This window comes from Flavobacterium sp. AC267 (assembly GCF_979258715.1).
Window position 1 is genome coordinate 205,908 of sequence record NZ_OZ409875.1, and the last position, 25,704, is coordinate 231,611.

17 protein-coding genes and 6 pseudogenes are annotated in these 25,704 nt (G+C 32.8%); 7 read left to right on the forward strand and 16 right to left on the reverse strand.

The window, feature by feature from the left end; genetic code table 11:
* Positions 1–22 precede the first annotated feature (22 nt).
* Positions 23–1,504, forward strand: a complete 1,482-nt coding sequence (locus ACZZ95_RS01115) for an ATP-binding protein (RefSeq protein WP_463467698.1) — start codon at positions 23–25, stop codon at positions 1,502–1,504.
* On the opposite strand, the pseudogene lpxK reads toward ACZZ95_RS01115, so the two are convergent.
* Together lpxK and ACZZ95_RS01125 are read right to left on the reverse strand one after the other, a co-directional pair.
* Positions 1,505–2,529, reverse strand: a pseudogene (gene lpxK / locus ACZZ95_RS01120) (tetraacyldisaccharide 4'-kinase).
* The gene (locus tag ACZZ95_RS01125) at positions 2,529–3,353 is read right to left on the reverse strand and encodes a KilA-N domain-containing protein (RefSeq protein WP_463467699.1); all 825 of its coding nucleotides are present in this window, start codon (positions 3,351–3,353) and stop codon (positions 2,529–2,531) included. Before ACZZ95_RS01125 ends, lpxK begins: the two are co-directional and overlap by 1 nt.
* 198 nt (positions 3,354–3,551) lie before the next feature.
* Between ACZZ95_RS01125 and ACZZ95_RS01130 the strand changes: the two genes are divergently transcribed.
* The 5 genes and pseudogenes from ACZZ95_RS01130 to rluF all read left to right on the forward strand — a co-directional run bounded on the left by ACZZ95_RS01130 (position 3,552) and on the right by rluF (position 7,970).
* Positions 3,552–4,646 carry a Nif3-like dinuclear metal center hexameric protein gene (locus tag ACZZ95_RS01130; RefSeq protein WP_463467700.1) on the forward strand — a complete coding sequence of 365 codons (1,095 nt, stop codon included), beginning with the start codon at positions 3,552–3,554 and terminating at the stop codon, positions 4,644–4,646.
* Positions 4,647–4,649: 3 nt separating this feature from the next.
* Entirely contained in the window at positions 4,650–5,429 is a 780-nt protein-coding gene (locus ACZZ95_RS01135; protein WP_463467701.1) for a zinc ribbon domain-containing protein, read from the forward strand.
* Between the two features lie 187 nt (positions 5,430–5,616).
* Positions 5,617–6,479: pseudogene (locus tag ACZZ95_RS01140) on the forward strand (alpha/beta fold hydrolase).
* 66 nt (positions 6,480–6,545) lie between these two features.
* Positions 6,546–6,890 carry an antibiotic biosynthesis monooxygenase family protein gene (locus ACZZ95_RS01145; protein WP_463467702.1) on the forward strand — a complete coding sequence of 115 codons (345 nt, stop codon included), beginning with the start codon at positions 6,546–6,548 and terminating at the stop codon, positions 6,888–6,890.
* 194 nt (positions 6,891–7,084) lie between these two features.
* Positions 7,085–7,970 (forward strand): annotated as a pseudogene (gene rluF, locus ACZZ95_RS01150) (23S rRNA pseudouridine(2604) synthase RluF).
* 37 nt (positions 7,971–8,007) lie between these two features.
* Here rluF and ACZZ95_RS01155 read toward each other — a convergent pair.
* The 13 genes and pseudogenes from ACZZ95_RS01155 to ACZZ95_RS01215 form a co-directional block, all read right to left on the reverse strand.
* Positions 8,008–9,399: a DUF4153 domain-containing protein gene (locus tag ACZZ95_RS01155; RefSeq protein WP_463467703.1), complete on the reverse strand. Its 1,392-nt coding sequence runs from the start codon at positions 9,397–9,399 to the stop codon at positions 8,008–8,010.
* An 81-nt stretch (positions 9,400–9,480) separates the two neighbouring features.
* Positions 9,481–9,772, reverse strand: a pseudogene (locus tag ACZZ95_RS01160) (winged helix-turn-helix domain-containing protein).
* A 9-nt stretch (positions 9,773–9,781) separates the two neighbouring features.
* A complete protein-coding gene (locus tag ACZZ95_RS01165; protein WP_463467704.1) occupies positions 9,782–10,396 on the reverse strand; it encodes a hypothetical protein in 615 nt (204 codons plus the stop codon).
* A 293-nt stretch (positions 10,397–10,689) separates the two neighbouring features.
* Positions 10,690–11,658, reverse strand: coding sequence for a magnesium transporter CorA family protein (locus ACZZ95_RS01170; RefSeq protein WP_463467705.1), 969 nt, complete (start codon positions 11,656–11,658; stop codon positions 10,690–10,692).
* 349 nt (positions 11,659–12,007) lie between these two features.
* Positions 12,008–12,896: pseudogene (locus ACZZ95_RS01175) on the reverse strand (bifunctional 5,10-methylenetetrahydrofolate dehydrogenase/5,10-methenyltetrahydrofolate cyclohydrolase).
* A 140-nt stretch (positions 12,897–13,036) separates the two neighbouring features.
* The gene (ffh, locus tag ACZZ95_RS01180) at positions 13,037–14,389 is read right to left on the reverse strand and encodes a signal recognition particle protein (protein ID WP_463467706.1); all 1,353 of its coding nucleotides are present in this window, start codon (positions 14,387–14,389) and stop codon (positions 13,037–13,039) included.
* 372 nt (positions 14,390–14,761) lie between these two features.
* Positions 14,762–16,444 (reverse strand): MBOAT family O-acyltransferase, encoded by a 1,683-nt coding sequence (locus tag ACZZ95_RS01185; RefSeq protein ID WP_463467707.1) that lies wholly within the window; start codon positions 16,442–16,444, stop codon positions 14,762–14,764.
* A gap of 1 nt (position 16,445) precedes the next feature.
* Positions 16,446–17,582 carry a GDSL-type esterase/lipase family protein gene (locus ACZZ95_RS01190; RefSeq protein ID WP_463467708.1) on the reverse strand — a complete coding sequence of 379 codons (1,137 nt, stop codon included), beginning with the start codon at positions 17,580–17,582 and terminating at the stop codon, positions 16,446–16,448.
* Positions 17,506–17,868, reverse strand: a complete 363-nt coding sequence (locus ACZZ95_RS01195; RefSeq protein ID WP_463467709.1) for a hypothetical protein — start codon at positions 17,866–17,868, stop codon at positions 17,506–17,508. Before ACZZ95_RS01195 ends, ACZZ95_RS01190 begins: the two co-directional genes overlap by 77 nt.
* Positions 17,865–19,163: an SGNH/GDSL hydrolase family protein gene (locus ACZZ95_RS01200; protein WP_463467710.1), complete on the reverse strand. Its 1,299-nt coding sequence runs from the start codon at positions 19,161–19,163 to the stop codon at positions 17,865–17,867. The genes ACZZ95_RS01195 and ACZZ95_RS01200 overlap by 4 nt, the downstream gene beginning before the upstream one ends.
* Before the next feature lie 458 nt (positions 19,164–19,621).
* Positions 19,622–21,052, reverse strand: coding sequence for an HmuY family protein (locus ACZZ95_RS01205; protein WP_463467711.1), 1,431 nt, complete (start codon positions 21,050–21,052; stop codon positions 19,622–19,624).
* A gap of 13 nt (positions 21,053–21,065) precedes the next feature.
* Positions 21,066–21,473, reverse strand: coding sequence for a hypothetical protein (locus ACZZ95_RS01210; RefSeq protein WP_463467712.1), 408 nt, complete (start codon positions 21,471–21,473; stop codon positions 21,066–21,068).
* Positions 21,457–23,226, reverse strand: coding sequence for a TonB-dependent receptor plug domain-containing protein (locus tag ACZZ95_RS01215; RefSeq protein WP_463467713.1), 1,770 nt, complete (start codon positions 23,224–23,226; stop codon positions 21,457–21,459). Before ACZZ95_RS01215 ends, ACZZ95_RS01210 begins: the two co-directional genes overlap by 17 nt.
* A gap of 136 nt (positions 23,227–23,362) precedes the next feature.
* On the opposite strand from ACZZ95_RS01215, the pseudogene ACZZ95_RS01220 reads away from it, so the two are divergent.
* Positions 23,363–24,233 (forward strand): annotated as a pseudogene (locus ACZZ95_RS01220) (DUF6607 family protein).
* 86 nt (positions 24,234–24,319) lie between these two features.
* Here ACZZ95_RS01220 and ACZZ95_RS01225 read toward each other — a convergent pair.
* Complete coding sequence (locus tag ACZZ95_RS01225; RefSeq protein WP_463467714.1) at positions 24,320–25,696, reverse strand: SusD/RagB family nutrient-binding outer membrane lipoprotein; 1,377 nt, start codon at positions 25,694–25,696, stop codon at positions 24,320–24,322.
* Positions 25,697–25,704: the final 8 nt, after the last annotated feature.

The following is a 25,704-nucleotide window of genomic DNA, read 5'->3' on the forward strand; positions in this document are numbered from 1 at the left end:
TCAAAAAAAATCTAAAATTGTTTTGGCAATAAGCCAATATTACAAGCAGAATAAAAATTATGACTTGGCCTATTCGTATTTAAACGAACATTATCAGCTGGAAAATTATCTGCTGAAATTGAAAAATGCCAAAGTTGATTTAAATGAATTTGAAAAATTCAAAAAAAATCAATCTTTAAATAATACCATAAAAAGAGAAAGCGAAGAAAAAATTCAGCTCAAAACCTATCGATATTCTAAGCTCGTCAGCATTTTAGCAATTGCATTGATTTCGATTTTATCTCTTTTGAGTCTCGCTTTGTACAAAAATAATATCATTAGAAATCAGAATAATTTACTGCTTCGCGAAAAAAACAAAGAACTAATTTTAGCTAAAAATAAAGCAGAAAAAGCATCCAAAGCAAGATCTGAATTTTTATCAACTGTGAGTCACGAACTGCGGACACCCCTGAATGCAATTAACGGAATTACGCATATCTTACTTGAAGATAACCCCAAAAAAAGGCAGTTAAAATATTTAGAATCTTTAAAATTTTCTGGTAATTATTTGACCACTTTTATTAATGAAATTTTAGAAATCAATAAAATTGAATCCACTAAAGTTGATGTAGAAAATATCAGCTTCAACCTGAAAGAACTTCTTTTTAACATTCAAAGCTCCTTAAAAGAGTTAGCTACAGCCAATAAAAATTATTTTAATTTAGAAATAGATCAATCTATTCCAGATAATCTAATTGGAGATCCGACCAAATTATCCCAAATCATACTTAACTTAATCAATAATGCTTTAAAGTTTACTCAAAACGGACATGTAAATGTTATTGCAAAATTGTATTCGCAAGAAGATGAAAATGCTATAGTTTATTTCGAAATTGTTGACACAGGAATTGGAATTCCTGAAGATAAACTTCAAAGTGTTTTCGAAAGTTTCTCGCAAGGATCTATCGAGGTAAACAGAAAATACGGCGGAACTGGTCTTGGACTTACAATTGTAAAAAAACTAATAGAACTTCTAGGAGGCGAAATAAAATTAAAAAGTGAAGTTGGTAAAGGATCTACTTTTACCTTCAAATTAAATTTCAAAATTAATAACGAAACATTGGAAGTAATTGAAGAAGTAAAACCTTATAACGACAAACAATTGAAAAACAAATCTATTTTATTGATCGAGGACAACAAAATCAATCAAATGATTACCCGAAAAATGCTTGAAAACAAACACATTACTTGTGAAATCATAGATAATGGAGAAGATGCTGTAGAGCTTTTAAAGATTAAACGTTTTGATATGGTTTTAATGGATGTCCATCTTCCTGGAATTAACGGCACAACGGCTACCAAATTGATTCGAGAATTTGATAAAACAACTCCGATTATTGCATTAACGGCTATTTCGCTTGACGAAAACCGTGACATGCTTCTTTCTTTCGGAATGGATGATGTTATTACTAAACCTTTTGTTCCAGATGAATTTTACACTACTATTGCCAAGTTTTTTGATTAATTAAGATTCTAAGTTTAATTTGACATACTCCAAAATTGTCGCATTAAAATTTTGCTGATGGTTCAAAAAAGAGCTTTTTATTGGCAGATAATACAATTGAGAAACTAATTTTGAATCTTTTAAACGCACATAATCTTTTTCCGTTGTAATGATTTTTCTTCCTTTAGCTTTAGTTTTAATAGAATCTAAATCGGCATCAGAAAAATGATGATGGTCTGGAAAAGTAAGGCATTCATCATTTTCATTTTTCAAATAGTCAAAAAATGGTTTTGGTTTTGCAATTCCAGCCAAAAGTAACTTAGGTTCAGATCTGATTTCAGCGACATCAATATTTTCTTCTTTCCCATAAATTACTGAATCATAATCTATAAAAGTAAAAAACACCTGCTCGCGAACATGTTAGTTTTAATTTTAATCTAATCTCAGCCTGTTTTTCATCAGACAAAACTTTAGGGCATTTTGTAACCACAACAACATTAGCTCTTTTGGCTCCGCTCCTGCTTTCTCTTAAATTTCCTGTTGGCGAGCATAAAATCATCTGCATACAAATCATCGTAGGAAGTCAGCAGAATATAAAAACCTGCTTTTACTTTTCGGTGCTGAAAAGCATCATCAAGCAAAATAATTTCTGGTTTACTAGGCTGGGAAAGTAATTGCTGAATTCCATTTGTACGATTTGCATCAACCGCAACCTGTACATTTGGAAATTTTTGATAAAACTGAAAAGGTTCATCGCCAAGAATTTCTGCATTCGAATTTTCATCTGCCAAAACAAAACCTTCCGATTTTCTTTTATAACCACGGCTTAATGTCGCTGTTTTATATTTATCTGATAACAATCGTATCAAATACTCTATTTGAGGTGTCTTCCCAGTTCCGCCAACGCTTAAATTTCCAACAGCAATAACAGGAAGATTAAAAGAAGTTGATTTAAGGATTCCTTTATCAAAAAGAAAATTACGAATGCTTGTAATGAGTCCATATAAAATGGCGAATGGGAAAAGTATTTTTCTAAGTATGTTCATTATTTCAATTTATTCAAAACATTAGAATTAATTAGCGATTTCATTTGGCTAATAGCAATTTCGTTTAATTTTAATACCCTTTCAGCTTGTATAATTCCTTGTTGTATTAACATTGCATTTATACTTTCAAGATTTGACAATACTACTAATTGTTCAATCGATGCCGAATCTCTAATATTACCTTTGTCATCTGGATTTTCATCACGCCATTCCTTGGCAGTTTTACCAAATAAAGCAACATTCAACAAATCTGCTTCGTCAGCATAAATAAAATTCTTCTGTTTTATATTTATCATTAATGGAATTAGTTTTTCCTTAATTGCATCTGTATGTATAGTATAATTAATTTTTGAAATGGTCCTCTGCAAGTTCCATTCTAACTTTTTTGTTTTGCTTTCCTCTTCTTTTAAGCGCTGAAATTCCTTTATAAGATAAAATTTAAACTCTGCACTTAACCAAGTGGCAAATTCAAAAGCAATGTCTTTATGTGCAAATGTACCGCCATATCTTCCAGTTTTCGAAGTTATTCCTATTGCATTTGTTGTTTCAATCCATCTTTTAGGCGTTAATGAAAAACTATTAGAACCTGCCATACTTTTAATTCCATCGAATTCGATGGAATTAAAATCTGGGTTATTAAATTTTTCCCACAATCCAATAAATTCAATTGTACTGCGATTCCTCATCCAGTTTTGCAATATATAATCACTACGTTCGCTATCGCGATGTCTGGCGATATCCGTTAGAGACATAAAATCATCTTTATCGTCTTCAAATACAACTATATCTATTCCTTGAACATTTATTCTTCTATTTTTCGCCATTTTATTAATTTAAACTAATCTCTTTTTAATACACGTAAGAAAAAACACAAAAATAAACAGTAGCTCTAAATAAAATAGTGAAAGGAAAAAGTATTTTTCAAAGTAAGTTCATTTTACGAAAGTATAATATTTTTTGTTAATTTGTCTAAAGTTTCAAGTTCAACAACCTGAAACTTGAAACCTGAAACTTAAACACAAATGAAAATATCAAACATACTTAAAGTTCTAGAAGAAATGTCGCCTCTTGCCTATGCAGAAGATTTTGACAATGTTGGACTTTTAGTCGGAGATTCTGAAACTGACTGCACCGGGGTTTTAGTCTGTCATGATGCTCTAGAAAATGTTATTGAAGAAGCTATTACCAAAAATTGTAATCTGGTAGTTTGTTTTCACCCGATCTTATTTTCTGGAATTAAAAAAATTACTGGTAAAAATTATGTTGAGCGCGCCATTCTAAAAGCAATAAAAAATGATATTGCCATTTATGCCGTTCATACCGCGCTTGATAATCATTCTCAAGGTGTAAATAAAATTTTCTGCGATGCAATAGGATTAACGAATACTAAAATATTAATTCCTAAAAATAATTTCATAAAAAAATTAATTACTTATACCGTTCCAGATAATGCAGATAAAGTTCGGAACGCTTTATTTGAAGCCGGTGCGGGCAAAATTGGCAATTATGACAACTGCAGTTTTAATTCACAGGGCTTTTTTACTTTCGAAGGAAATCAAGACAGCAATCCTGTAATTGGCGAAAAAGGAAAACTGCATACTGGAGAAGAAATTAAAATTGAAGTCGTTTTTGAAAAACATCTCCAATCACGAATTTTAAAAGCGCTTTTTGCCAATCATATTTACGAAGAAGTGGCTTATGAAATTTATGATCTGCAAAATTCTCATCAAAATATTGGTCTGGGAATGATTGGTGAATTTGAAACCGAAATGGATGAAAAGAGTTTTCTTCATTTAGTTAAAGAAAAAATGATTGCCGACGGAATTCGTCATTCTGCATTTTTAGGAAAGAAAATTAAAAAAATTGCAGTACTTGGAGGTTCTGGAAGTTTTGCAATAAAAAATGCAATTCAGGCTGGAGCCGATGCTTTTTTGACCGCAGATTTGAAGTATCATCAGTTTTATGAGGCTGAAAACAAGTTACTTTTGGCCGATATTGGTCATTTTGAGAGCGAACGCTATACAAAAAACTATATTGTTGATTATCTTCGAAAAAAAATTCTTAATTTTGCGATCATTTTATCGGAAGAAAATACAAATCCAGTTAAGTACTTATAGAATATGACGAATACGAAAGAATTAAGTGTTGAGGACAAGTTAAGAGCAATATATGATTTACAGCTTATTGACTCTAGAATTGACGAAATCAGAAACGTTAGAGGTGAACTTCCTTTAGAAGTTGAAGATTTAGAAGATGAAGTTGCAGGTTTGAGCACTCGTTCAGAGAAACTGAAAAGTGAACTTGAAGTGATTGAGGAGCAAATCAAAGCGAAGAAAAACGCTATTGATGAGCATAAAGAGGTTATCAAAAAATACACAAAACAACAGGAATCTGTACGTAATAACAGAGAATTTAATTCTTTGACAAAAGAGGTTGAATTTCAAGAATTAGAAATTCAATTGGCTGAAAAGCAAATTAAAGAAATGAAAGCTTCTATTGAGCACAAAAAAGAAGTTATTTCTAATTTAAAAGAAAAACTTGATGCTAAAAGTTCTCACTTAAAGCATAAAAAATCTGAATTGGATGCAATTATGGCCGAAACTCAGAAAGAAGAAATTTTCTTGACTGAGAAATCTGCTGAGTTTTCTGGACAAATCGAAGACAGATTATTAGTCGCTTACAATAGAATCAGAAGCAGTGTTCGTAATGGTTTGGCTGTAGTTTCTATCGAAAGAGGAGCTTCTGCTGGATCTTTCTTTACAATTCCACCACAAACTCAGGTAGAAATTGCTTCAAGAAAGAAAATCATCACAGATGAGCACTCTGGAAGAATTTTAGTTGACAGCGCTTTAGCTGAAGAAGAAAAAGAAAAAATGGAACAATTGTTCTCAAAATTCTAAATAAACGGTCCCGATTTAATCGGGACTTTTTTTTGTCATTATTTTGTCGCGAATTACACAAATTCTCACTAATTTTTAATTTGTTTCTAAATGGAATAAAAATTCGTGGTAAATTTGTGTAATTCGTGGCAAAACTTTTTAGAGCACCTCGCGAATATTCTTTTACCAATAAAATAAAATTTAAGTTTTGAAAATTAAAAGAGGAATTCGTTTTATTACGTTAAAATCGGTTGGATCTTATATTAACTTTTTGAGTTATGTTCGTCCGCAAAGAGCTACTGAACTTTCTTATGCGCTTTTTAGCCAGTCGCGAATTGGCAGGTTCAAAAAAAGAAACCCTTCCAAAAGTACTCCAAAATACAGAAACAGAGATTTTTCATCACAACGAACATCATTTTCAAACTTATATATGGAAAGGAAACGAAACTAAAATTTTATTAGTTCACGGCTGGGAAAGTAATGCTTCGCGCTGGAAAAAAACGTTACCTCATCTGCAAAAGTCAGGAAGTACAATTATTGCTATTGATGCGCCCGCTCACGGCCAAAGCGGCGGTAAAGAATTTAATGTACCGCTTTATGCCGAATTCATTAATAAAGCTGTAGAAAAATATCAGCCTACTATTATTATCGGACATTCTATTGGAGGTGCTTGCCTGTGTTTATCATCAGTATTTATTCCCCAATACGAGTATCAAAAAAATGGTAATTCTTGGTGCGCCGTCTGATTTAAAAACTTTAATTGACAATTACATTTCGATGCTGAGTTTGAATACTAAAATGTTAAGCCTTTTAGAAAGCAAATTCATAAATCGTTTCAACTTTAAGCTGGAAGATTTTTCGGGACAAAAATTTGCATCTCAATTCAATATTCCAGGTTTTATTGCACATGATACTACGGATAAAATTGTTGCTTTTGAAGAAGGAAAAAAAATTGCAAGCGGTTGGAAAAACAGCCAATTTATTGAAACCAGCGGTTTAGGCCACGGAATGCATGATGATGAATTGTATCAAAAAGTGATTGAGTTTCTTTTTTCCGGAGATACAAAATAACAAAGACTCAAAAGAACAAAGGTTTTCCATAAATCTAAAATCTGAATTCTAAAATCTAAAATTAAAATGGTTGCTGTAATTTTTGAAGTTATTCCAAACGAAGGAAAAAAAGAAGAATATCTGGATATTGCCGCTAGTCTTCGTCCTGAATTAGATCATATTGAAGGATTTATTTCTATAGAACGTTTTCAAAGTCTGAATGATCCTGAAAAAGTTTTGTCTTTATCATTTTGGAAAGATGAAGAAAGCATTCAACAATGGAGAAATCTTGAAATGCATCGTCATGCGCAAGCAAAAGGAAGAAACGGAATTTTTAAAGATTATCATTTGAGAATTGCAACAGTAGTTCGTGATTACGGAATGTTTGAAAGAAAAGAAACTCCTTCTGACAGCTCTAGTTTTCATTCTTGAAAGGTTCAAAGGTGCAGAGGATCAAAGTGACAAAGGTTTTATTTTGAGGTTATTTTACATTTTTTTGTCAATTCCGAGGAATGACAAGATTGCAGAAAAATCTAAAATCTAATTTAAAATCTAAAATCTAAAGATTCCAAGAAGTCTAAAATCTAAAATTCTAAGAAGTCTAAACTTTTGCCTACTTTTGCAGTATGGAAGAGAATTTAAAACGTCTGAATAAATTTATTGGTGAAACAGGTTACTGTTCTCGTCGTGAAGCCGATAAATTGATCGAAGAAGGACGCGTAACAATAAATGGTGCTGTGCCAGAAATGGGAACGAAAGTTTCTCCAAATGACGAAGTACGAATTGACGGAAAACTAATTGTTGAAAAACATGAAAAGTTGGTTTACTTGGCGTTTAACAAACCTGTCGGAATTGAATGTACAACCAATCTTGACGTTAAAAACAATATTGTAGACTATATTAATTATCCGAAACGTATTTTCCCAATTGGGAGATTGGACAAAGCCAGTGAAGGATTAATTTTCATGACTAATGACGGCGATATTGTAAACAAGATTCTTCGCGCCAGAAACAATCACGAAAAAAGAATATACCGTTACAGTTGACAGACCAATTACAGATCGTTTTATTGAGCGTATGGGAAATGGGGTTCCAATTTTGGATACTGTTACCAAAAAATGCAAAGTAGAACAAATTAGCAAGTATACTTTTAAAATCATTTTAACGCAGGGATTAAACCGCCAAATTAGAAGAATGACCGAATATTTAGGTTATGAAGTTACGGCGCTTAAACGTATCCGAATTATCAATATTTCGCTCGATGTTCCTGTCGGACGTTTTCGCGATTTGACTGATGAGGAAATTACAGAATTAAATCTGTTAATTGAGCCTTCGAGTAAAACGGAAGAAGCAAGTTTTCCTAAAGTTGAAAATCGTAATCAAAGTTCAAACCAAAGCTCGAGCCAAAGTTCTAATCGAAGCTCGAATCAAAGCTCCGGCCAAAGTTCAAATAGAAGAACAACATTTATTTCTAAACACGATCCCCGATTTAAAAAAAGAGGAGATAATTAAATAGCAAAAACCATCAGCTCTCACTGATGGTTTTTTATTATTTATTCTTTTCATTCAAAAATTCATAATACAAAGCTTTCGATAAAAATCCTTCGTTCTGATAATTCAAAATCATTTCTTCTCTACTGCTTTCATCATGGCCTCCATTTAAATTATTTTTTAAAAAGTATTCGCGTCGGGCATCATCATTAAAGTTCAGTCCGCTTAAAAATTTTGGTTCCGTACATTTATTTACAGCAATATTGTAGTTTGTAATCAGATTTCCCCAGTTTACAAAACTGCATAATAATAATGTTCCATAAAAATACCAAATCATATTGTTTACCAAGTAAGCATTTGTTTTTTGCTTTTTAATTTTTAGAAAAACATAAACTAAACCTATAATAGACAAAATCAAAAAGGCATAAACACCCAATCTTTTATACGTTAAACCAAAAACCGAAATATATTCTGAGTTTTTAATTATAGCACTTAAGATCAAAAAGCCATTTAAAACAATCCAAATTTTAGCAAGTTTTTTTAGGGAGGTCGCTTTTTCATCAAAATTAAATCCGCCTTTAAAATAGAACATGATTAATCCTACTGCCATCAGGATCGAAAAAATTACAGAGTTTACTCGTTCGTGTGTATCTGCGCTTAAATTTGTTTTCTCTACTACTTCAAAAAACTGCTCGTAATTATAAGTTCCTATAAAAACCAAAAGCATAATATTTAATAAAACCAATGTGATTTCGCCACTTTTTCTTTCGAAATCAAGATCTAAAAATGAAAATGTATTTTGGTTTTTTACTTCAGAAACATTCACAAAATCATTATTAAGTTTTGAATTGTATTGGTAACAAACGTCTGGAACCCAATAATTCCAGAAACTAAACGAAATATAAAATCCTAAAACACAAACCAATATTAATTGAGGCAGATTAAGATCTAAAGTATAATCTGTAAACAATGAAGAAAAGTGATCGCTCCCGAAAGAATAAACGATAAAGAACAATCCTAGAAAAATAAATGGTATGATGACAAAAGCAACAAGTTTCTTTGCAAAATTATTATGAATTTTTCGTTCTGGAAGCCATTGATGAAAAATAAATATACGTCCTAAAGAGGTGATTCCGTTTAAGAATATCAGTGGAAAAACCTGTATTGTCTTGAGTTCTTCGTCTTGGGTTTTAAATTGTAAAAACAAAATTGAAAGCGCTAAAGCAAAAAATGATGCCGCATCTCCGTACCAAGCAAATGCAAAACAAGACAGAATAGAAGTCATTACTAAAACCAAATGGGATCTGTCTACAAGCTTCTCCTGAAAGAAGTAACTAATTAATAGTGTGAGTACTACTCCAAAAATAGAAAGATTAATACCAACAGATTCGTTGTAGAAAAGCAGTATAAAAACCGCTGTACAGGCTACGATAATTTGATGTTTTTTCATTTTAATAGATTTTAATTTTAGTTAATTTATTTTTAAAAGTACTTTGCAATTCAAAGTTTTTAGATAAAAAAATAGAGTTAGTTAGGATTTCATTAATTTTTCCAGACAGGATAAGTGTTCTTTAAAGGCGACGACGCCCTAAATCGGTAACCTGATACGATGTTCTAGGTTTTTTGCCCACAAATTCTTTCTTTACTTCGATATAACCCGCTTTTTCAAGTGCAGACGAGTGACTTGCTAAATTACCATCGGTGATATTTAAAAGAGTTTTCATTTCGGTAAAATCTACCCAATCATTGACCAGCAGAATAGACATAATACCTAATCTGACACGACTTTCAAAATCTTTATTTAGTTTATCAATGATTCCCATCTGGCTGGTTTATTTGTATTTTTTGAACATGATTAATCCGTACAAAATATGTAAAATTCCAAAACCTAAAATCCAAAACAATAATCCATATCCAATAAAAAACAAAGAAATTAAGCCTAAACAAAGTTCGCAGAAACCTAAATATTTCACGTCTGAAAAAGTATATTTTTCTGCATTAATAAGCGCCAAACCGTAAAATAGTAAAGTAGACGGTGCAACTAAACCAAAGTATCCGTGGTATATTAATGCTAAACAAAATATGCCTCCAACAAAAAGAGGAACTGCTAAATTGAATAACATTTTTTTTGTTGCCGAAGTCCATATTGGTAAATTGTACTTTCGGCTTTTTCTGATGGTGAAAAAGATTCCAAAAACAAATGCACAAGCTAAAATTAGAACTCCGATCCAAAATAATTCTGAAACTAAATTGGCTGAATACATTCTGTGCTCGTCCGTAAAATAATCTAGTCCGTTTGCTTTAAATAACTGATAAACGTACATACCACCAATCAACGCAGATAAGCCTGCAAAAACGCCTGATAGTCCGCTTAAAGATATAAATCTGGAAGAACGCTCCATCATGGAACGAATATGTGCTAAATCTTCTTGGTGCTGTTGATTCATAATTAAAGTACTTTGCAGTGCAAAGTTATTATTATTTTTGAATTGGCAAATAAAAAAGGTTATTTTTTTATAAAGACCTAACAGGTTTTTAAAACCTGTTAGGTCTCTTCGTACGACCGCGTGAGGGATAGAAGCTGGCTAACGAAGTAGCGCGGATAGCCCGACCTTTTTTGCGAAAAGGCGCACATACGCACAAAGATTGGTGCGCCTTTTCGCAAAAAAGGTCACGCCCAAACTATAAAACGAAAAAGCCTATTCTTAATGAACAGGCTTTTACTATTGTGAAGTTTTAATTAAAACCATCTTCTTCTTTTGAATAAAAAGACTCCAAAAGTTGACAGGATAATGGAAACTAAAAGCAGAATCCAGATTCCGTATTTACTTTCTTCTAATCCGTTTGGGACGTTCATTCCGTATAAACTGGCGATCAGGGTTGGAATCATCAGGATAATCGAAATTGAAGTCATCTGTTTCATGATGTTATTCATGTTGTTTGAAATCACAGATGCATACGCATCCATCATTCCGGTCAAGATGTTGTTGTAAATATTCGCGGTATCCTGCGCCTGATTTAATTCGATTTCGACATCTTCAAGTAATTCTGGATCGTAATTGGCTTTGTGGGCTTTTAGATTTTTGATTCTTTGAAACAAAACGTCATTTGCTTTTAATGAGGTTATGAAGAATACAAAACATTTTTCGATTTGAAGCGGCGCTTGCAGTTCTTCATTTTTTATAGATTTCTCTAAATTATCTTCTGCCAGCTTTATTTTTTGATTGATTTGTTTCAGATATTTTAAATACCAAACGCTTGATGATAAGAGCAATCTTAAAACCAAATTGAAATTATCTTCGATTTCGATGTTTTTGCGCTGTGAATAGGCAACGAAATCTTTTATTATTTCTGTTTTATAAAAACTAATTGTAACACAGATATCTTCTTTGAAAATTACGCCCAGCGGAACGGTATGAAAAGGAATTTTGATATCGCCGCTTTTTATGGGAATTCGCATAATTATCAACGTCCATCCGTCTTCGATCTCGATACGCGGTCTTTCGTCGATATCTTCAATGTCGTTGTAAAATGCTTCGGGAATTTGAAGCTCGTTTAATAAATAATCTTTGTCTGTTTCTGTTGGTGATTCGATGTGAATCCAGCAATTAGAAGTCCATTTTTGGATTTCGATCAATCCGTTGTTGTTTGTGTAAAAGGCTTTCATTTCAAAATACAGGATTTTATCGCGAGCATTTTGAAATTTCAAAAGTCGCTTAATTTAATACTAACGAATAATAATAATCGTCCATTTGGAGAAGTGTTTTTAAGTGGTGCAAAAGTATCCTTTATTTTTTAGAACCAAAAGTTTAAACTATTAATTATATATTAAAATGGTTTTTTTGGACTATTTTTTAAACACATAGAATTTTCTTAAATTCCAAATTCCATTTTAACAGAAAATAATGCAAGGCCTTGTTTTTAAATCTTTTGAATCTTTTAAAAATTCAAATTAATCATAGTCGGAGTCAACTATTATTTGAAAGAAAACTTTTAGTCGCATAATACAAGAAAGCCTGTTCAATTGAACAGGCTTTGTATTCTATTTTGAAACGAAATTATTGATTTTTTGCGCTTCTCATTTTACGTGCTAAAAGTGTATTTTTAAGCGACATTGCAATTGTCATTGGTCCTACTCCACCAGGAACTGGTGTAATAAATGATGCTTTTTTGCTCACTCCGTCAAAATCAACGTCTCCTTTTATAACATATCCTTTTGGGTTTGATGCATCTTCTACGCGAGTAATTCCAACGTCTATAATTGTTACTCCTTCTTTTACCATATCTGCTTTTAAAAACTCAGGAACTCCTAAAGCTGTGATAATAATATCTGCATTTTTAGTATATTCTTCTAAGTTTTTAGTACGGCTGTGTGTTAGGGTAACTGTTGAGTCCCCAGGATTTCCTTTACGGCTCATTAAGATACTCATTGGGCGTCCTACGATATGGCTTCTTCCAATTACTACGGTGTGTTTTCCAGCAGTTTCTACTTTGTAGCGCTCCAATAATTCCATAATTCCGAATGGTGTTGCTGGAATAAAACTTTCCATTTCAAGCGCCATTCTTCCAAAGTTTGTTGGATGGAATCCGTCTACGTCTTTATCAGGATCAATTGCTAATAAGATTTTTTGCTCATCGATGTGTTTTGGCAAAGGCAATTGAACGATGTATCCGTCTAGATTATCATCTTCGTTTAGCTCTTTAATTTTAGCAAGCAGTTCTTCTTCGGTAATGGTTTCCGGCAGACTTACTAAAGTTGAATCAAATCCGATTTCCTGACATGATTTTACTTTGCTTCCTACGTAAGTTAAACTCGCACCATTGCTACCTACTAAAACGGTCGCTAAATGAGGCACTTTTCCTCCAGTCTGCTTTTATAGATTGAACTTCGGTCGCAATTTCATTTTTAATGTCGTTAGATGTTTTTTTACCGTCTAGTAGTCGCATTGTTTTTGTTTCAGTTTAAAGTTGTTTTGTTTCAGGTTTCAGGTTTCACGTTGAAACGAAATTCATATTTATTTTATCGAAAAAAGTTTCAAATTTCAGACTCTTAATTTGAGACCTGAAACTTGAAACTTTTAATTTTATTACTTCGGCATTCCTCCTGGCATTCCTTTCATGCCTCCCATCATTTTCATCAGGTTTTTTCCGCCTGGCCCCTGCATCATTTTCATCATCTTGCTCATTTGGTCAAACTGCTTCATTAACTGATTTACCTGCTCGACTTTCGTTCCGGAACCTTTAGCGATTCTGGCTTTTCTTTTTACGTCGATGATGGCCGGTTTGCTTCTTTCGATTGGTGTCATCGAGTGAATGATTGCTTCAATATGTTTAAAAGCATCATCTTCTATTTCTACATCTTTCATGGCTTTTGAAGCTCCTGGTATCATTCCTACCAAGTCTTTCATATTACCCATTTTTTTCACTTGCTGAATCTGCGTTAAGAAGTCATCAAAACCAAATTCGTTTTTAGCGATTTTCTTTTGAAGTTTTCTAGCTTCTTCTTCGTCAAATTGTTCTTGCGCTCTTTCTACAAGTGACACAACGTCTCCCATTCCTAAGATACGCTCTGCCATACGTTCTGGATAGAAAACATCAATTGCTTCCATTTTTTCTCCAGTACCAACAAATTTGATTGGCTTATTTACAATCGATTTGATCGAAAGTGCGACTCCACCACGAGTATCTCCATCTAATTTTGTTAAAATAACTCCATCAAAATTCAGGATATCGTTGAATGCTTTTGCTGTGTTTACAGCGTCTTGTCCTGTCATAGAGTCTACAACGAACAATGTTTCTTGCGGCTCAATTGCTTTGTGTACACGCGCAATTTCGTCCATCATTTCCTGATCGACTGCCAAACGACCCGCTGTATCGACGATTACAACATTAAAACCGTTTGCTTTTGCATGTTTGATTGCGTTTTGAGCAATTTCAACAGGATTTTTATTTTCTGGCTCTGAGTAAACCTCAACACCTATTTGATCTCCTACAATATGTAGCTGGTTGATCATCGCCGGACGGTAGATATCACACGCTACAAGAAGTGGTTTTTTGTTTTTCTTAGTCTTTAAAAAATTAGCTAATTTTCCAGAGAAAGTAGTTTTACCAGAACCTTGAAGTCCCGACATTAAAATAACAGTTGGATTTCCTGACAAGTTAATACCAGCAACATCTCCACCCATTAATTCTGTCAACTCATCTTTTACCAGCTTTACCAACAATTGTCCTGGCTGAAGCGTGGTTAAAACGTCCTGACCAATTGCTTTTTCTTTTACTTTTGCTGTAAAATCTTTAGCAATTTTAAAGTTAACGTCGGCATCAAGTAAGGCACGACGAACTTCTTTTAAGGTATCGGCAACGTTTACTTCTGTAATTTTACCGTGTCCTTTTAATATATGGAACGCTTTATCTAACTTATCACTTAAATTATCAAACATATTATTTTCTTTATTTGAAGTGCAAAGATAATCTAATTAGATATTTCAGGCAATTTTTATTTAAGCCCTTTTTTTGCCACAAAGACGCTAAGGCACAAAGATTTTTGGTTGCCAATTACACTAATTCCTCGAATTACTGAAACGAATAGTTTTCTCTCGCAGATCTCGCAGATTCTGCAGATTCTGCAGATTCTGCAGATTATTTTTTGATTGAGAATAAAAAATCTCCTAAATCTGCGAGATCTGCGAGAGAAAAAAACTTAGCGTCTTAGCGTCTTAGCGTCTTTGTGGCAAAAGCAAAAAAAAAGCGCAAAAAGAATAAACCTTTGCGCCTTTGTGCCTTTGTGGCTATGAACCTTTGAACCTTAAAAATTAAAACTGAAAGTAAATAAACGGCTGTGATCCGGCAACTGCTGTTGCGTAAACTATCCAGTAAACGAAACCTAAAATTATTGCTTTTATTAATAATGGTGTTCTGTCGAATGTCCATTTCATTTTGTCTGTAATGACTTCTGGTAAGAAATGCCAAACGTAACCAAACAACATTAATCCGAATACATTTTTGTAACCTAAAACAATTGTTTTCCAAAGTTCTGGTTCAAATGTTAATTGTCCAATAGTATTAATTACCTGTAAAGCTGTTTCGAAATCTCTTGCTCTGAAAAAGATCCAGCAGAAAACTACAAAATGGAAGGTGATTAGAATAGAGAAAAATCTCCATAAGAAATTCGGTCTGCTTTCTTTTTTAGATGGAAAAAATTCCATGAATATTTTATGAACCGCTAATGCTAATCCGTGAAGTGCTCCCCAAACGATAAACTGTGCCCCTGCTCCGTGCCATAAACCGCCCAAAAGCATTGTGGTAAACAAATTAAAATTGGTTACCAAGGTTTGTTTTCTTTTGCTTGACAGTAAAAATGATAAACAGAAAAGTAAAATACTTCCAAATGCAACAATCAATGGAATTATACTCGTTGTATAATTTGCCATTCCCCAAAGTAATAATCCAAAGAAGAATAAACTTGGAAATAAATATCCAGCGAAAGAACCTTCTCTGTTTCCTCCAATAGAAATGTACAAAAAGTCTTTTAACCAAGTGGAAAGTGAAATGTGCCATCTTCTCCAGAAATCTGTAATCGAAGTTGATTTATACGGAGTTCTAAAGTTCTCAGGCAATTTAAATCCAAGTAATAATGCAATACCAATTGCCATATCTGAATATCCAGAGAAATCACAATAAATTTGAATGGCATATCCGTAAGAAGCCATTAAATTTTCAAACGATGTATAACTCAACGGTGTATCGAAAACACGATCGACAAAATTTACCGAAATGTAATTTGAGATTACTGTTTTTTTAATTAAACCTCCAATAATTAAAAACAAAGCATTGTTTACGTCTTGCTTGCTTAAATTTAATTTTTGATAAATCTGAGGTAAAAAATCTTTTGCACGAACAATTGGCCCAGCAACTAACTGCGGGAAAAAGGATACGAAGAATAAATATTCGATGTAATTTTTTGTCGGCTTGATTTCTTCTCTGTAAATTTCGATAATATAACTCATCGATTGGAATGTATAAAACGAAATTCCAACAGGAAGAAAAACATTATGAAGTGCAAAATTACCATGAAACATATCATTATATGTCACAATTAAAAAGTTCATGTATTTGAAATAACCCAAAAGGGCTAAATTTAAAATTACACTTATAACCAGATATAATTTCTTTACACCGTCTCTGCTTTCTTTATAAATAATCTGGCTCAAACCATAATCTACAACTGAAGAAAGCAATAACAGCAGGAAATAAATTCCGCTTGATTTATAGTAAAAGAATAACGAAAAGAGAATAACATAAGTTAATCTCAAATAAAATGTTTTGCGTAGAAAACCATACACAAAATAGAAAACCAAAAATAGGCCTAAAAATAAGCCGGTATTAAATAAAAGTTTTTCGTCTGGATTGTATACAAACCAACTTTCAACTTGTTCTATTGTAATTACACCAAAATTTTGGACGAACCAATTATTAATGCTCTCTATTGTTGTCAATTTACTTCTTTAATTTATAATTATCGTATGTTTTTAAAAACGCCTCTGTAAACAAGTTTCCTTGTTTTTCGTACCCTTTTTTAGAGTAATGAACCCAATCTGGACCAATTAGTCCTTGTGCTTTCAATTGTTTGATACCGCTCATTCCTCCAAATTCATCGTACAAATCCCAAACTGCAAAACCATCTTTTTGGGCTATATCAATAATTTGTTTGGTGTAATCATCAATATAAGTATTTGGTTTTCTTCTGAGCAAAGATGGCGGCGGTGTCATGATTATTATCGGCGCATCAATGTTCTGGGCTTTAATATTACTTATAAACTCTCGCAATTCTTTGATAAAATTTGAGGAGTCCAGATGATCGTAACTTTCATTTGTTCCGAGTGAAAAAACAAGTAAATCGGGATGCAATGCTTTTAACTGTTCAAAAAATAATGGATATTTATTATAATCTGAAAACTTGGCTCCATTTACGCCAATACCGCTGTAAATAACTCCAGGAGCATCTTTTTCTAAAACCAGTCCATTTAACTCATAATTGGAAGCTTCTTTATTCGGAATCAGGAAAATGCGGCTTAAAGCATTATCCGAATTGTAATAGTGCGAATAAGAATCTGATTCTATTGCTAAAGGCACAAACTCAGACATGGAAATTGTTTTTGCCCTAGTTTCGTTTGTTGCGATTTTTAAAGTTCTCCCAGCCCGAATATTATTTGATTTTAAACGATTGTCTCTTTTAATTTCTGCAACCGAAACATTGTATTTGTCTGCTATGCTCCCAAGTACTTCGCCTTTTTTAATTTTATGGGTTATAACTTTTCGCTCTGTTGTTTGAATGGAATTAACCTTAGAAGAAATAGCCAAATCAAACATATCTTGATTCTGAGGCGTTATAATTTTTATGGTATTAAATTTATATGCGGGATCTTTAATGTCCATTTCCATTACAAATCCGCCAGAATCTCTCCAAAGTCCAATACCGCTTAAACCAACTGGATTATTTTTAAAAGGATAAATATTTCTATAACTTTCCCAACCACGATTCGATTTGAAACGTTCGTTATAAGATCCGTTTGTTTTTGCCAATTGATATGGAAACACAAGACCTCGCCCAGCATTTCCAAATTTTTGTCGCAAATTTTTTTCTAATTTCATTCGTCATCAAGTCACCTTGAATGTGCGAATCTCCAATATGTACAATATTGATTTTTTGCTTTTTCTGATCTTCATTTTCTTCCAATTTCTGAAAAAAACTTTTTAATACTTTCGCATTATAAAATTGACCTTCTAAAGGCGCATCAGTTGTCGCGGTATCCACTTTCTGAATCATACTTTTGGGTATTGGATGTACATCTGTTTTTGAAGTCTTCTCATTTGTTGAGATAAAAAGACAACAAAAGAAAACAATAAGTTTATTCATCATACGCTGTCTTTTGTTACGGAAACGGAATCTGGTCTGGCTCTTCTTACTGGTTTTGGTTTAGCGTCGCCAGCATCTCTTTTTTCTCTAAGCACTTTATATTCCTCGTATCCTTTATTTAATTGTCCATACAATAAATTACCTATGGCTTTTGCACCACGCTGATTAAAGTGCGTGTAATCTTTATTGGCTTTTGCCGGCGTTTCATCAACCCATTTTATCATAGAACCGTCGCCTCCCATTAAGGTGTATAAATTCACAAATCCAGACTCGGTTTCCAGTGCATAATGTTTTTGCGCTTTCATTAACGGCACTACTGCAGAATCGGTTTTCATTTCCAATTCATATTTAGTCGATTTATCAGCCGTAGAAACAATCAGGATCGAAACTCCTGGAAATGATTCTTTGATTTTATTTACGGTTTTGGTCATTCCTTTTTCGTACCAAGAATAATTTTTGGTTCCGTAATTCAAAACGTTTGTTCCGTAGTGCAGAATGATCAAGTCGTATTTCAGATTGTTATTAAAAGCCTGCATTACGTCGGCATTAAACATTGAAATTGGAAGTCCTGAATTTCCTCTCTGAGAGAAATTATCAACGTGAACCCCACTTCCATTATCGAAATTAAATCCGTAAATCGGAATTGAATCTGCATGGACGAAATTTGCCTTAAATGCTTTTAAACTTCCAGATGAAACCTTTAAAGTATTCACTAAATTATTCGGAGAAAGGCTTTTCTTAATGGTATCTTTTCCAACAATAAAATTAACTTTCCCAGTTTTAGATGAACGTCCATAAAATAAAGTGGCATTATCTAAAGAAGTAGAATATTTGCTCAAACCTGCTTCATACTGAACCCAAGTTGAATTTGAATGATCATTTGCAAAAAACACATGTCCGTTAACGCCAAATGGACTTGTTGGTTTTTTTACATTCAAATACGATTGTGTTTTCCAGTTTTTAGAATAAGTAGATTTTACAGAACCTCTCGAAGCGACAGATTCTGAAGTAATTGGAACAAAGCCAACGCCATTTCCTCCAAAACGTTCTTGGTAATTGTTACGAACGTCCTGAACGATTAAATCCCCATCGGTCATAGAATCTCCGTAATAAGCGATTCTAACTTTATTCTGTGGATTTTTTTCTAATTGATATAATTTTTCATAAAAAGAAATCAGGTATTGATATCCTTTATAATTCTCAAACGTTTCTGCAGGAAATTCGATTCCTTCCGTTTCATCAAAAACAATTTTCTGATTGTTTAATTTTCTTTCGCTTGCAGGCAATACTATCGTCATCTAAAGAAAGCGAATCTTTAGCCACAGACTCTAAAAGCAGACTATCTATTAATATGTTTTTAGAATCTAATTTACTCTCCGAAAATATTTTGTCTGGAAGGATTTGCTTGAATCCAATAAAGGCAACCAGCGCTAACGCTACGATTGCAAAAGACTGAAAAAAATAAGATTTTGTATTCACTTAATAATTATAAAATATGAAGAACTGCAGTACAAAAATTAAACCAATTAAGTTATCGTTAATTTATTGCACGAAAAATTTGTGCAAAGATAGAATAACATTTTGTTTCTAATTCATTTTAACAAGAAAGTAGAACAAAAAAAAGAGGTTAGATAAATCTAACCTCTAAATCAAAAAAATAAAAAAAACAAAGCTAATGATTAACTAAATTTTAATGCGTTGCATTATAATTTCAGAATGAAATAATCTTTATAATTTTTAGATTTTCATTTTAAAATTATTTCAATAATGTGTATTGGAATTTAGGGAATCCTCTTTCTCCTGTTTCGCTTGCGCCACCAGTAAATTTCAATTTATAAATATTTCCAGCTGGATCTTTTACTACAAAGAAACGATCTGTTCTTAATACAAATTGAGAAACTGGATTTCCATCAGGACCAACTGCGCTTGTACCTCTCCAGTTTGAACCAATATTTCTTTGATCTTCAGTAAATTTAGTACTATCAACATTTGCTAATGTAAAGGCATCATATGTAAATGCGCTATTAAGTACTTGGTAGGTTTGCGCACCTCCTTTTATATTATTCAAAACAAAATCTGGATAAAAGTATGGAGTTGTTCCACCTGGAATAATATTTGTAAAAGTGGTAAAATTAAGATCCCATTGATTTTTTTGAGGTTCTACACTAACTTGTTTTTTATCTAATAAACTAAAAAAAGTGAAGTTATAAGCACTATTTTTAGATACAATAACTTCCTCGTGAGTTGTTGAAGCAATATCAGCGTATTGAATTTTGTAGTCTGTACCACTTTTTAAAATTCTGATTTTTTTCCATCCTCTAGAAGTTCCTCCAGCAGACCCTTCAGATCCTGCAACAGGTTTTACAGTAGCTGGGTTACTACCCATATTAATTAAGTATACTTTATTTTCAGAATCAGTTGCAGAAACTTCTGCAATAGCTGTTTTAAAAGCATCACGCCCACTAAATGCTCCTGTTGGATCGTCAATTTGAGTCGAGTTTCCTTGACCTTGATTAATTATCATTGTCTCATCTGCTACTTGAACTTCATCAATATTAGTACTTGTAAGTTGTTTTGCAGACATTTTTAAAGAGCTGTTTAAAACAATTTTAAAACTTGCTCCAGAGTAAAATCCTAAGTCCCAAGAAGTTCTTAAAACTGTTGTCATTTTTCCAGTACTTAAATCAACATAAACTTGATTTTGCTGTAATGAACCACCAACTTCAGGAGCCAAAGCTGTCCCTAAAGATGCGGTCTCATTAAAGTTTAATTGAGTTGTTTTGTTTCCGGCAATATTTGCACCGTTAGAAGCACTAGCAATAGTAAATATTACGTTTTTCACTTCATCAGCCGTTGCATTTTTTACTTTGTTAAAAGTAAAAGTTACAGAAGTTGCATTTTGTTCAAATGGTACAACAATTGTCTTTTCTGTATTAGATGCTGGCACAGTAGTAAAATCTGTTGTATAAGTTGCGACTGTCGTTGTATATGTAATGTTCAGGGAACCCGCTGAAGGTACAGGAGCAGAGAATTTTACCTGAACGGTAGTTTCTGCACTAGTTACGTGCTGTGAAGTCTCAGCAAATGCAACAGAAATTGACGCACCGCTATTATCACTATCATCATTGTTACAAGCTGTAAATGCAAGTAAAACAAAGGACAAAATTAAAATAAAGTTTTTTTTCATTTGGATTTATTTATTAATTAAAATTTAGATTATATGTAAGCTTAAGAAAATAGGAACGACCGTAACCTAGTAAAAGATCTGTACTTCCCGCTGCATGTGCTCCTCCTGTTGAGTCGCCTCCTGCATTTCGAACAGACTGAACATTTGTAATATCAAATAAGTTCCTGGTGCCAACCGTAACTTCAAATTGGTTTTTAAAGAAAGTCTTTCTAATCGAAGCATCCATCCAGCTATATGGTTTTATTTCTTCCAAAAAGAATTTAGCACTTCCATCTGTATCACTTCCTGCAACAAATCGTTGTTGTTCACCATTATATTTATAATAAACAGCAAACAAGGTATTCCACTTTGGTACGTTATAAGAAATACTAGAATTCAATTGAAGCGAGTACAAAAATTTATCGTCAGATGTCAAATTCAATGTCTGCTAAATCTAATTTTCTAGAAATTCCGACAACCGCGACACCAATTTTTGCAGTTAAATTTTTATAAGTATATTGTTCTGAGGTGGAGATATTCCACATTTTATATTTATTGATATTTACATATCTATAATTTTGAGTTGGAGTAACCTGAGTTAAGACCATATCAATTCTATCATCGACATCCATATAAGTTATTGCTAGGTTATTCGCAATCTGTGCTCCTGAACCTAATGCACAGGATCTTTTGAAACTGACCTCATATGAGGTACTATTTTCTGGAACCAAATCAGGATTACCTTGAAGATTATGATTAGAATCTACAAAATAAGTATAGAGTTCGTCAAAATTAGGAGTACGATATGATTTCCCTAAGGAAGCTCTTGCTTCTAATCCTCTTTGAAAAAGGTATCTTAATCCTAACGAACTTGCATATTGATTATCAAAATTTGACTGAATTGAATAGCGAAGACCAGGACGAATAGAAAATTTATCACTTAAACTAATTTCAGCAACTGAAAAAATATCATAGTTTTCTAGTCTCTTTCGTATATCTGTCAATTGCCGCTGATCATCTTTAAAAGTACCTGCCGTTGCATCATAAAATCCGTTCTCATTTGTAATTTCATAACCTAACTGAAAATCAACTTTTGGATTATTAAAAAAGTTACTTAATGTTCCAGTAGAATAAAAAACTTCTTTCGATTGATAGGTTTGTCTGTCATTAGCAAACTCATCTTTTGTTTCAATTTGATAATTGAACTTTTCGACATCACGCTCTTGTTTTTGGTGTGATAATGAAACATTATAGTTCAACTTTGAAAAAAGTTTTCCGTTAGAATTTAAATGATGATAAAAACGGTTAGTTAAATAACGTTTATCATTCGCAAAATATGTCTCTGGAAAAGGGTAATTATCCTGCGGAATTAGAGTTGAACTATAAAAATGCACATCTTCTCCGTAGTAATCGAACTTATAAAAAATCCTGAAATTATCTTTTTGGTATCCTATCATAGCATTTCCAACCAATTGATCTTTAGGAAGCCATTCGTATCCACGAAGCCCGTCATTTAAACCGTAATCTTTTCCTTTTTTAGCATCATAAAATCCAGCAAAATCATTTCTATTTCCACCAATATTTACAAACCAATTTTCATTAAAATTATGCGCTATTTTAGCCGATTGAATATGCCTGCCTTTATCAAAGAAAGCAAACTCATTACCAACAGTTTCTTCCTGAACCGTTGCACTAATCTGCCATCTGTAGCCTCCGCCTTTTTTTGTAATAATATTCAAAATACCACTTACCGCATTTGCTCCATGAGTTACTCCCATTGAACCTTCGATTATCTCGATACGTTCAACATCGTCAAGGTTTACCTGCGTTAAATCTACATTTGTTCCCATTCCCGTATCACTTACTAATGGAATATTATCGATTAAAATCTTAAAGTATTGAGCGTCTAATCCAAACATTGAAACTGTTGATCTACCGTCGCTTCCGCTTGTTCGAACACTAATATTTAAATATTGGTTTAAAACATCTGACAAATTATTTGCTGCCAACTGCTTAATATCTTCTTTTGAAATAACACGAACATTAAAAACCGATTTCTTAATAGATTGCGGTTCTAGTTGCCCCGTAACAACAACCTCCGATAATTTTTCCTGCGAATTAATAGTATCTTTTTGTCGCCCAAAAGCACATACACAAAAAAGAAGTCCAGCAAAACGGGTAAATTTTATTTTCATTATTTTTATTCAGTCTTAATAATAGATGCAAATATATAACTATTTTTAATTGTTCTAAATTAAATTTATATATTTGCAAAAATTAAAAAACAAAACAATAAGTTATGATTTCAAAAGCCTTTTTTTGTCAGCCGCTATGGCTTTAACATGTGGTCTTGGTTTTAGTCAGGACAAAAAACAACAAGACATAAAATCAATTAAATCTATGTGTGGTTGTTATGAAGTGAAGTTTAACTTCACAGAGACATTCTCCTACCCAAAAGACACACTTACTTATAAGCCATCTGAGACGAAACATGAATCTGCTTTAGAATGGGTAGAATTATTAGAAGATACTCCTAACAAAATCGTAATGCAGACATTTACTTATTGTAAGTGATGATATGATCATTAAACACTGGAGACAAGATTGGTTATATGAAAACACAGACTTATATTCTTTCGACAAAGGAACTTCTTGGAAATACAAAAAATTAGACAAAAAAGCTGTTAAAGGGCAATGGACTCAAAAAGTATATCAGGTAGATGATAGTCCGAGATATGAAGGATCTTCGACTTGGGTACATGTTGATGGAAAAGATTATTGGGAAAACGTTGCTGATGCACCGCTTCCAAGAAGAGAGCAGACAAAACGTAACGATTATAATGTTTTAAAAAGAAGAAACATTCACGAAATCACTGCTACAGGATGGAATCATGAGCAAGATAACGACAAATTGGTTCGTGACGATGCGGGAAAAGATATATTGTTAGCACAAGAAAAAGGATTTGATGTTTACACTAAAGTTCCAGATATTAAATGTATAGCTGGTCAAAAATGGTGGGCGACAAATAATGTTATCTGGAAAAATGTTCGTGACAAATGGCAGACTCTTTTCGACAGACACAAAGATTTAAACTTAGAAGCTAAAGTTGACAGAAAAGCACTTTACTCTCTATTGTTCGATTTAAAACCAGATACTGCTAAAGCAGAAACAGATAAAATCATTGACAAATTTGTTAAATAATTAGAATTAGTTGTTATAAAAAAGCCGGAAGTTTCATAAACTTCCGGCTTTTTTTGTTCAGTACATCAACTGCTTAGTATTTTCTTTTAATTCTTATCCCACCAAACATTAGTTGTCACGTTACTCACTACTGTTGCATTCGGATTGTATTGTCTTTCATCAGATGGAGTTGGAAGTCTTACAGGAATTGTCTTTGTATTTGATGATTGATTTGGCACCAAAGCTGGAAAACCTGTTCTTCTGTAATCATTATAAGGCTCCATAGTTAAGAAAAGAGCAATATATTTTTGGTTAATAATTGTTTCTAAATTAACTGTTGAAGTAATTGAAGATAAGAAATCTTCTGTTGGAGTACTACCTGTAACTTTTAGTACAGAAGCTGAAACGGCATCTTGCAATGATGATTTTGCATCTTGTCCTAATCTAAATTTCGCTTCAGCTTCTATGAATTTTGCCTCAGCATATGTTACCAGCCCAATTGAAGAAGTAGCACTAGCAAAAGCAGAACCAATATAAGATGATGAAGTAGTATCTAAATCATTTGCTTCATTTCCTGTATAATTACCATTTTTATCTTTAGCAATAGTAAACGACAATCTAGGATCGTTAGCATCTTTTAGAGAGTTAACGAAATAGGCTCCTGTTTTTAAGTAATTTACACGACTGTTATTAAAAGCGTACCATTGATTTAGACCATTTGATGTACCAGGAAAAAAAGTATTGGCATCATCATTATTAGAACTTATTCCAGAAGCGGTAATATAACTCAATGCTTTTTGTGTCGCTTGGCTATCAACTTGCGTTAATCTCAATGCGTATCTTGCTTTTAACACGTAAGCAATCTGAATCCAATTTTTTGTATTCCCATTAAAAATGTAATCATCTGTTGCGGGAAGAGCAAAATTACTTGATTCTGTCTTTTGCAAGTTTACAATAGCATTATCCAGAATGCTCTGCATTCTTTCATAAATTTCTTCCTGCGTATTGTATTTGGGTGTTCTATTCCCCTGATCTGCCCTAAAAGCCTCATCGTAAGGAACATCACCCCAAAGATCAGTCGCATAAGCTAAATTGATAGCTGTTAAAATCTGACCAATACCATTATAGTACGGATAATGAGCGACAAAATCACGGTTTAGGATATAGCCATTCATTAAAGTAGTACTATATAATGTATTCCATTCATTATTTACATCTTGTTCACTTACAAAATAACGCTGAATATCTCCTAATTGGCCAATACTTGTTCCGGCTAGATGTTGATCAAAAATATTTGACGTTCTAATAAGTCCCGTTGTATGTGTTGAAAAAGTCGAAACTTCCATTGCTGACAACAATAAGGATGGTGTTGTTGAAGTTGGTGAGTTTGGATTTTCATTAAAGTGATCTAATTCAGATTGACAGCTGTTAAGCATTAGTACACTTACAGAAGTCAGAATTATACTTTTTATATATTTTTTCATTTTTTTAA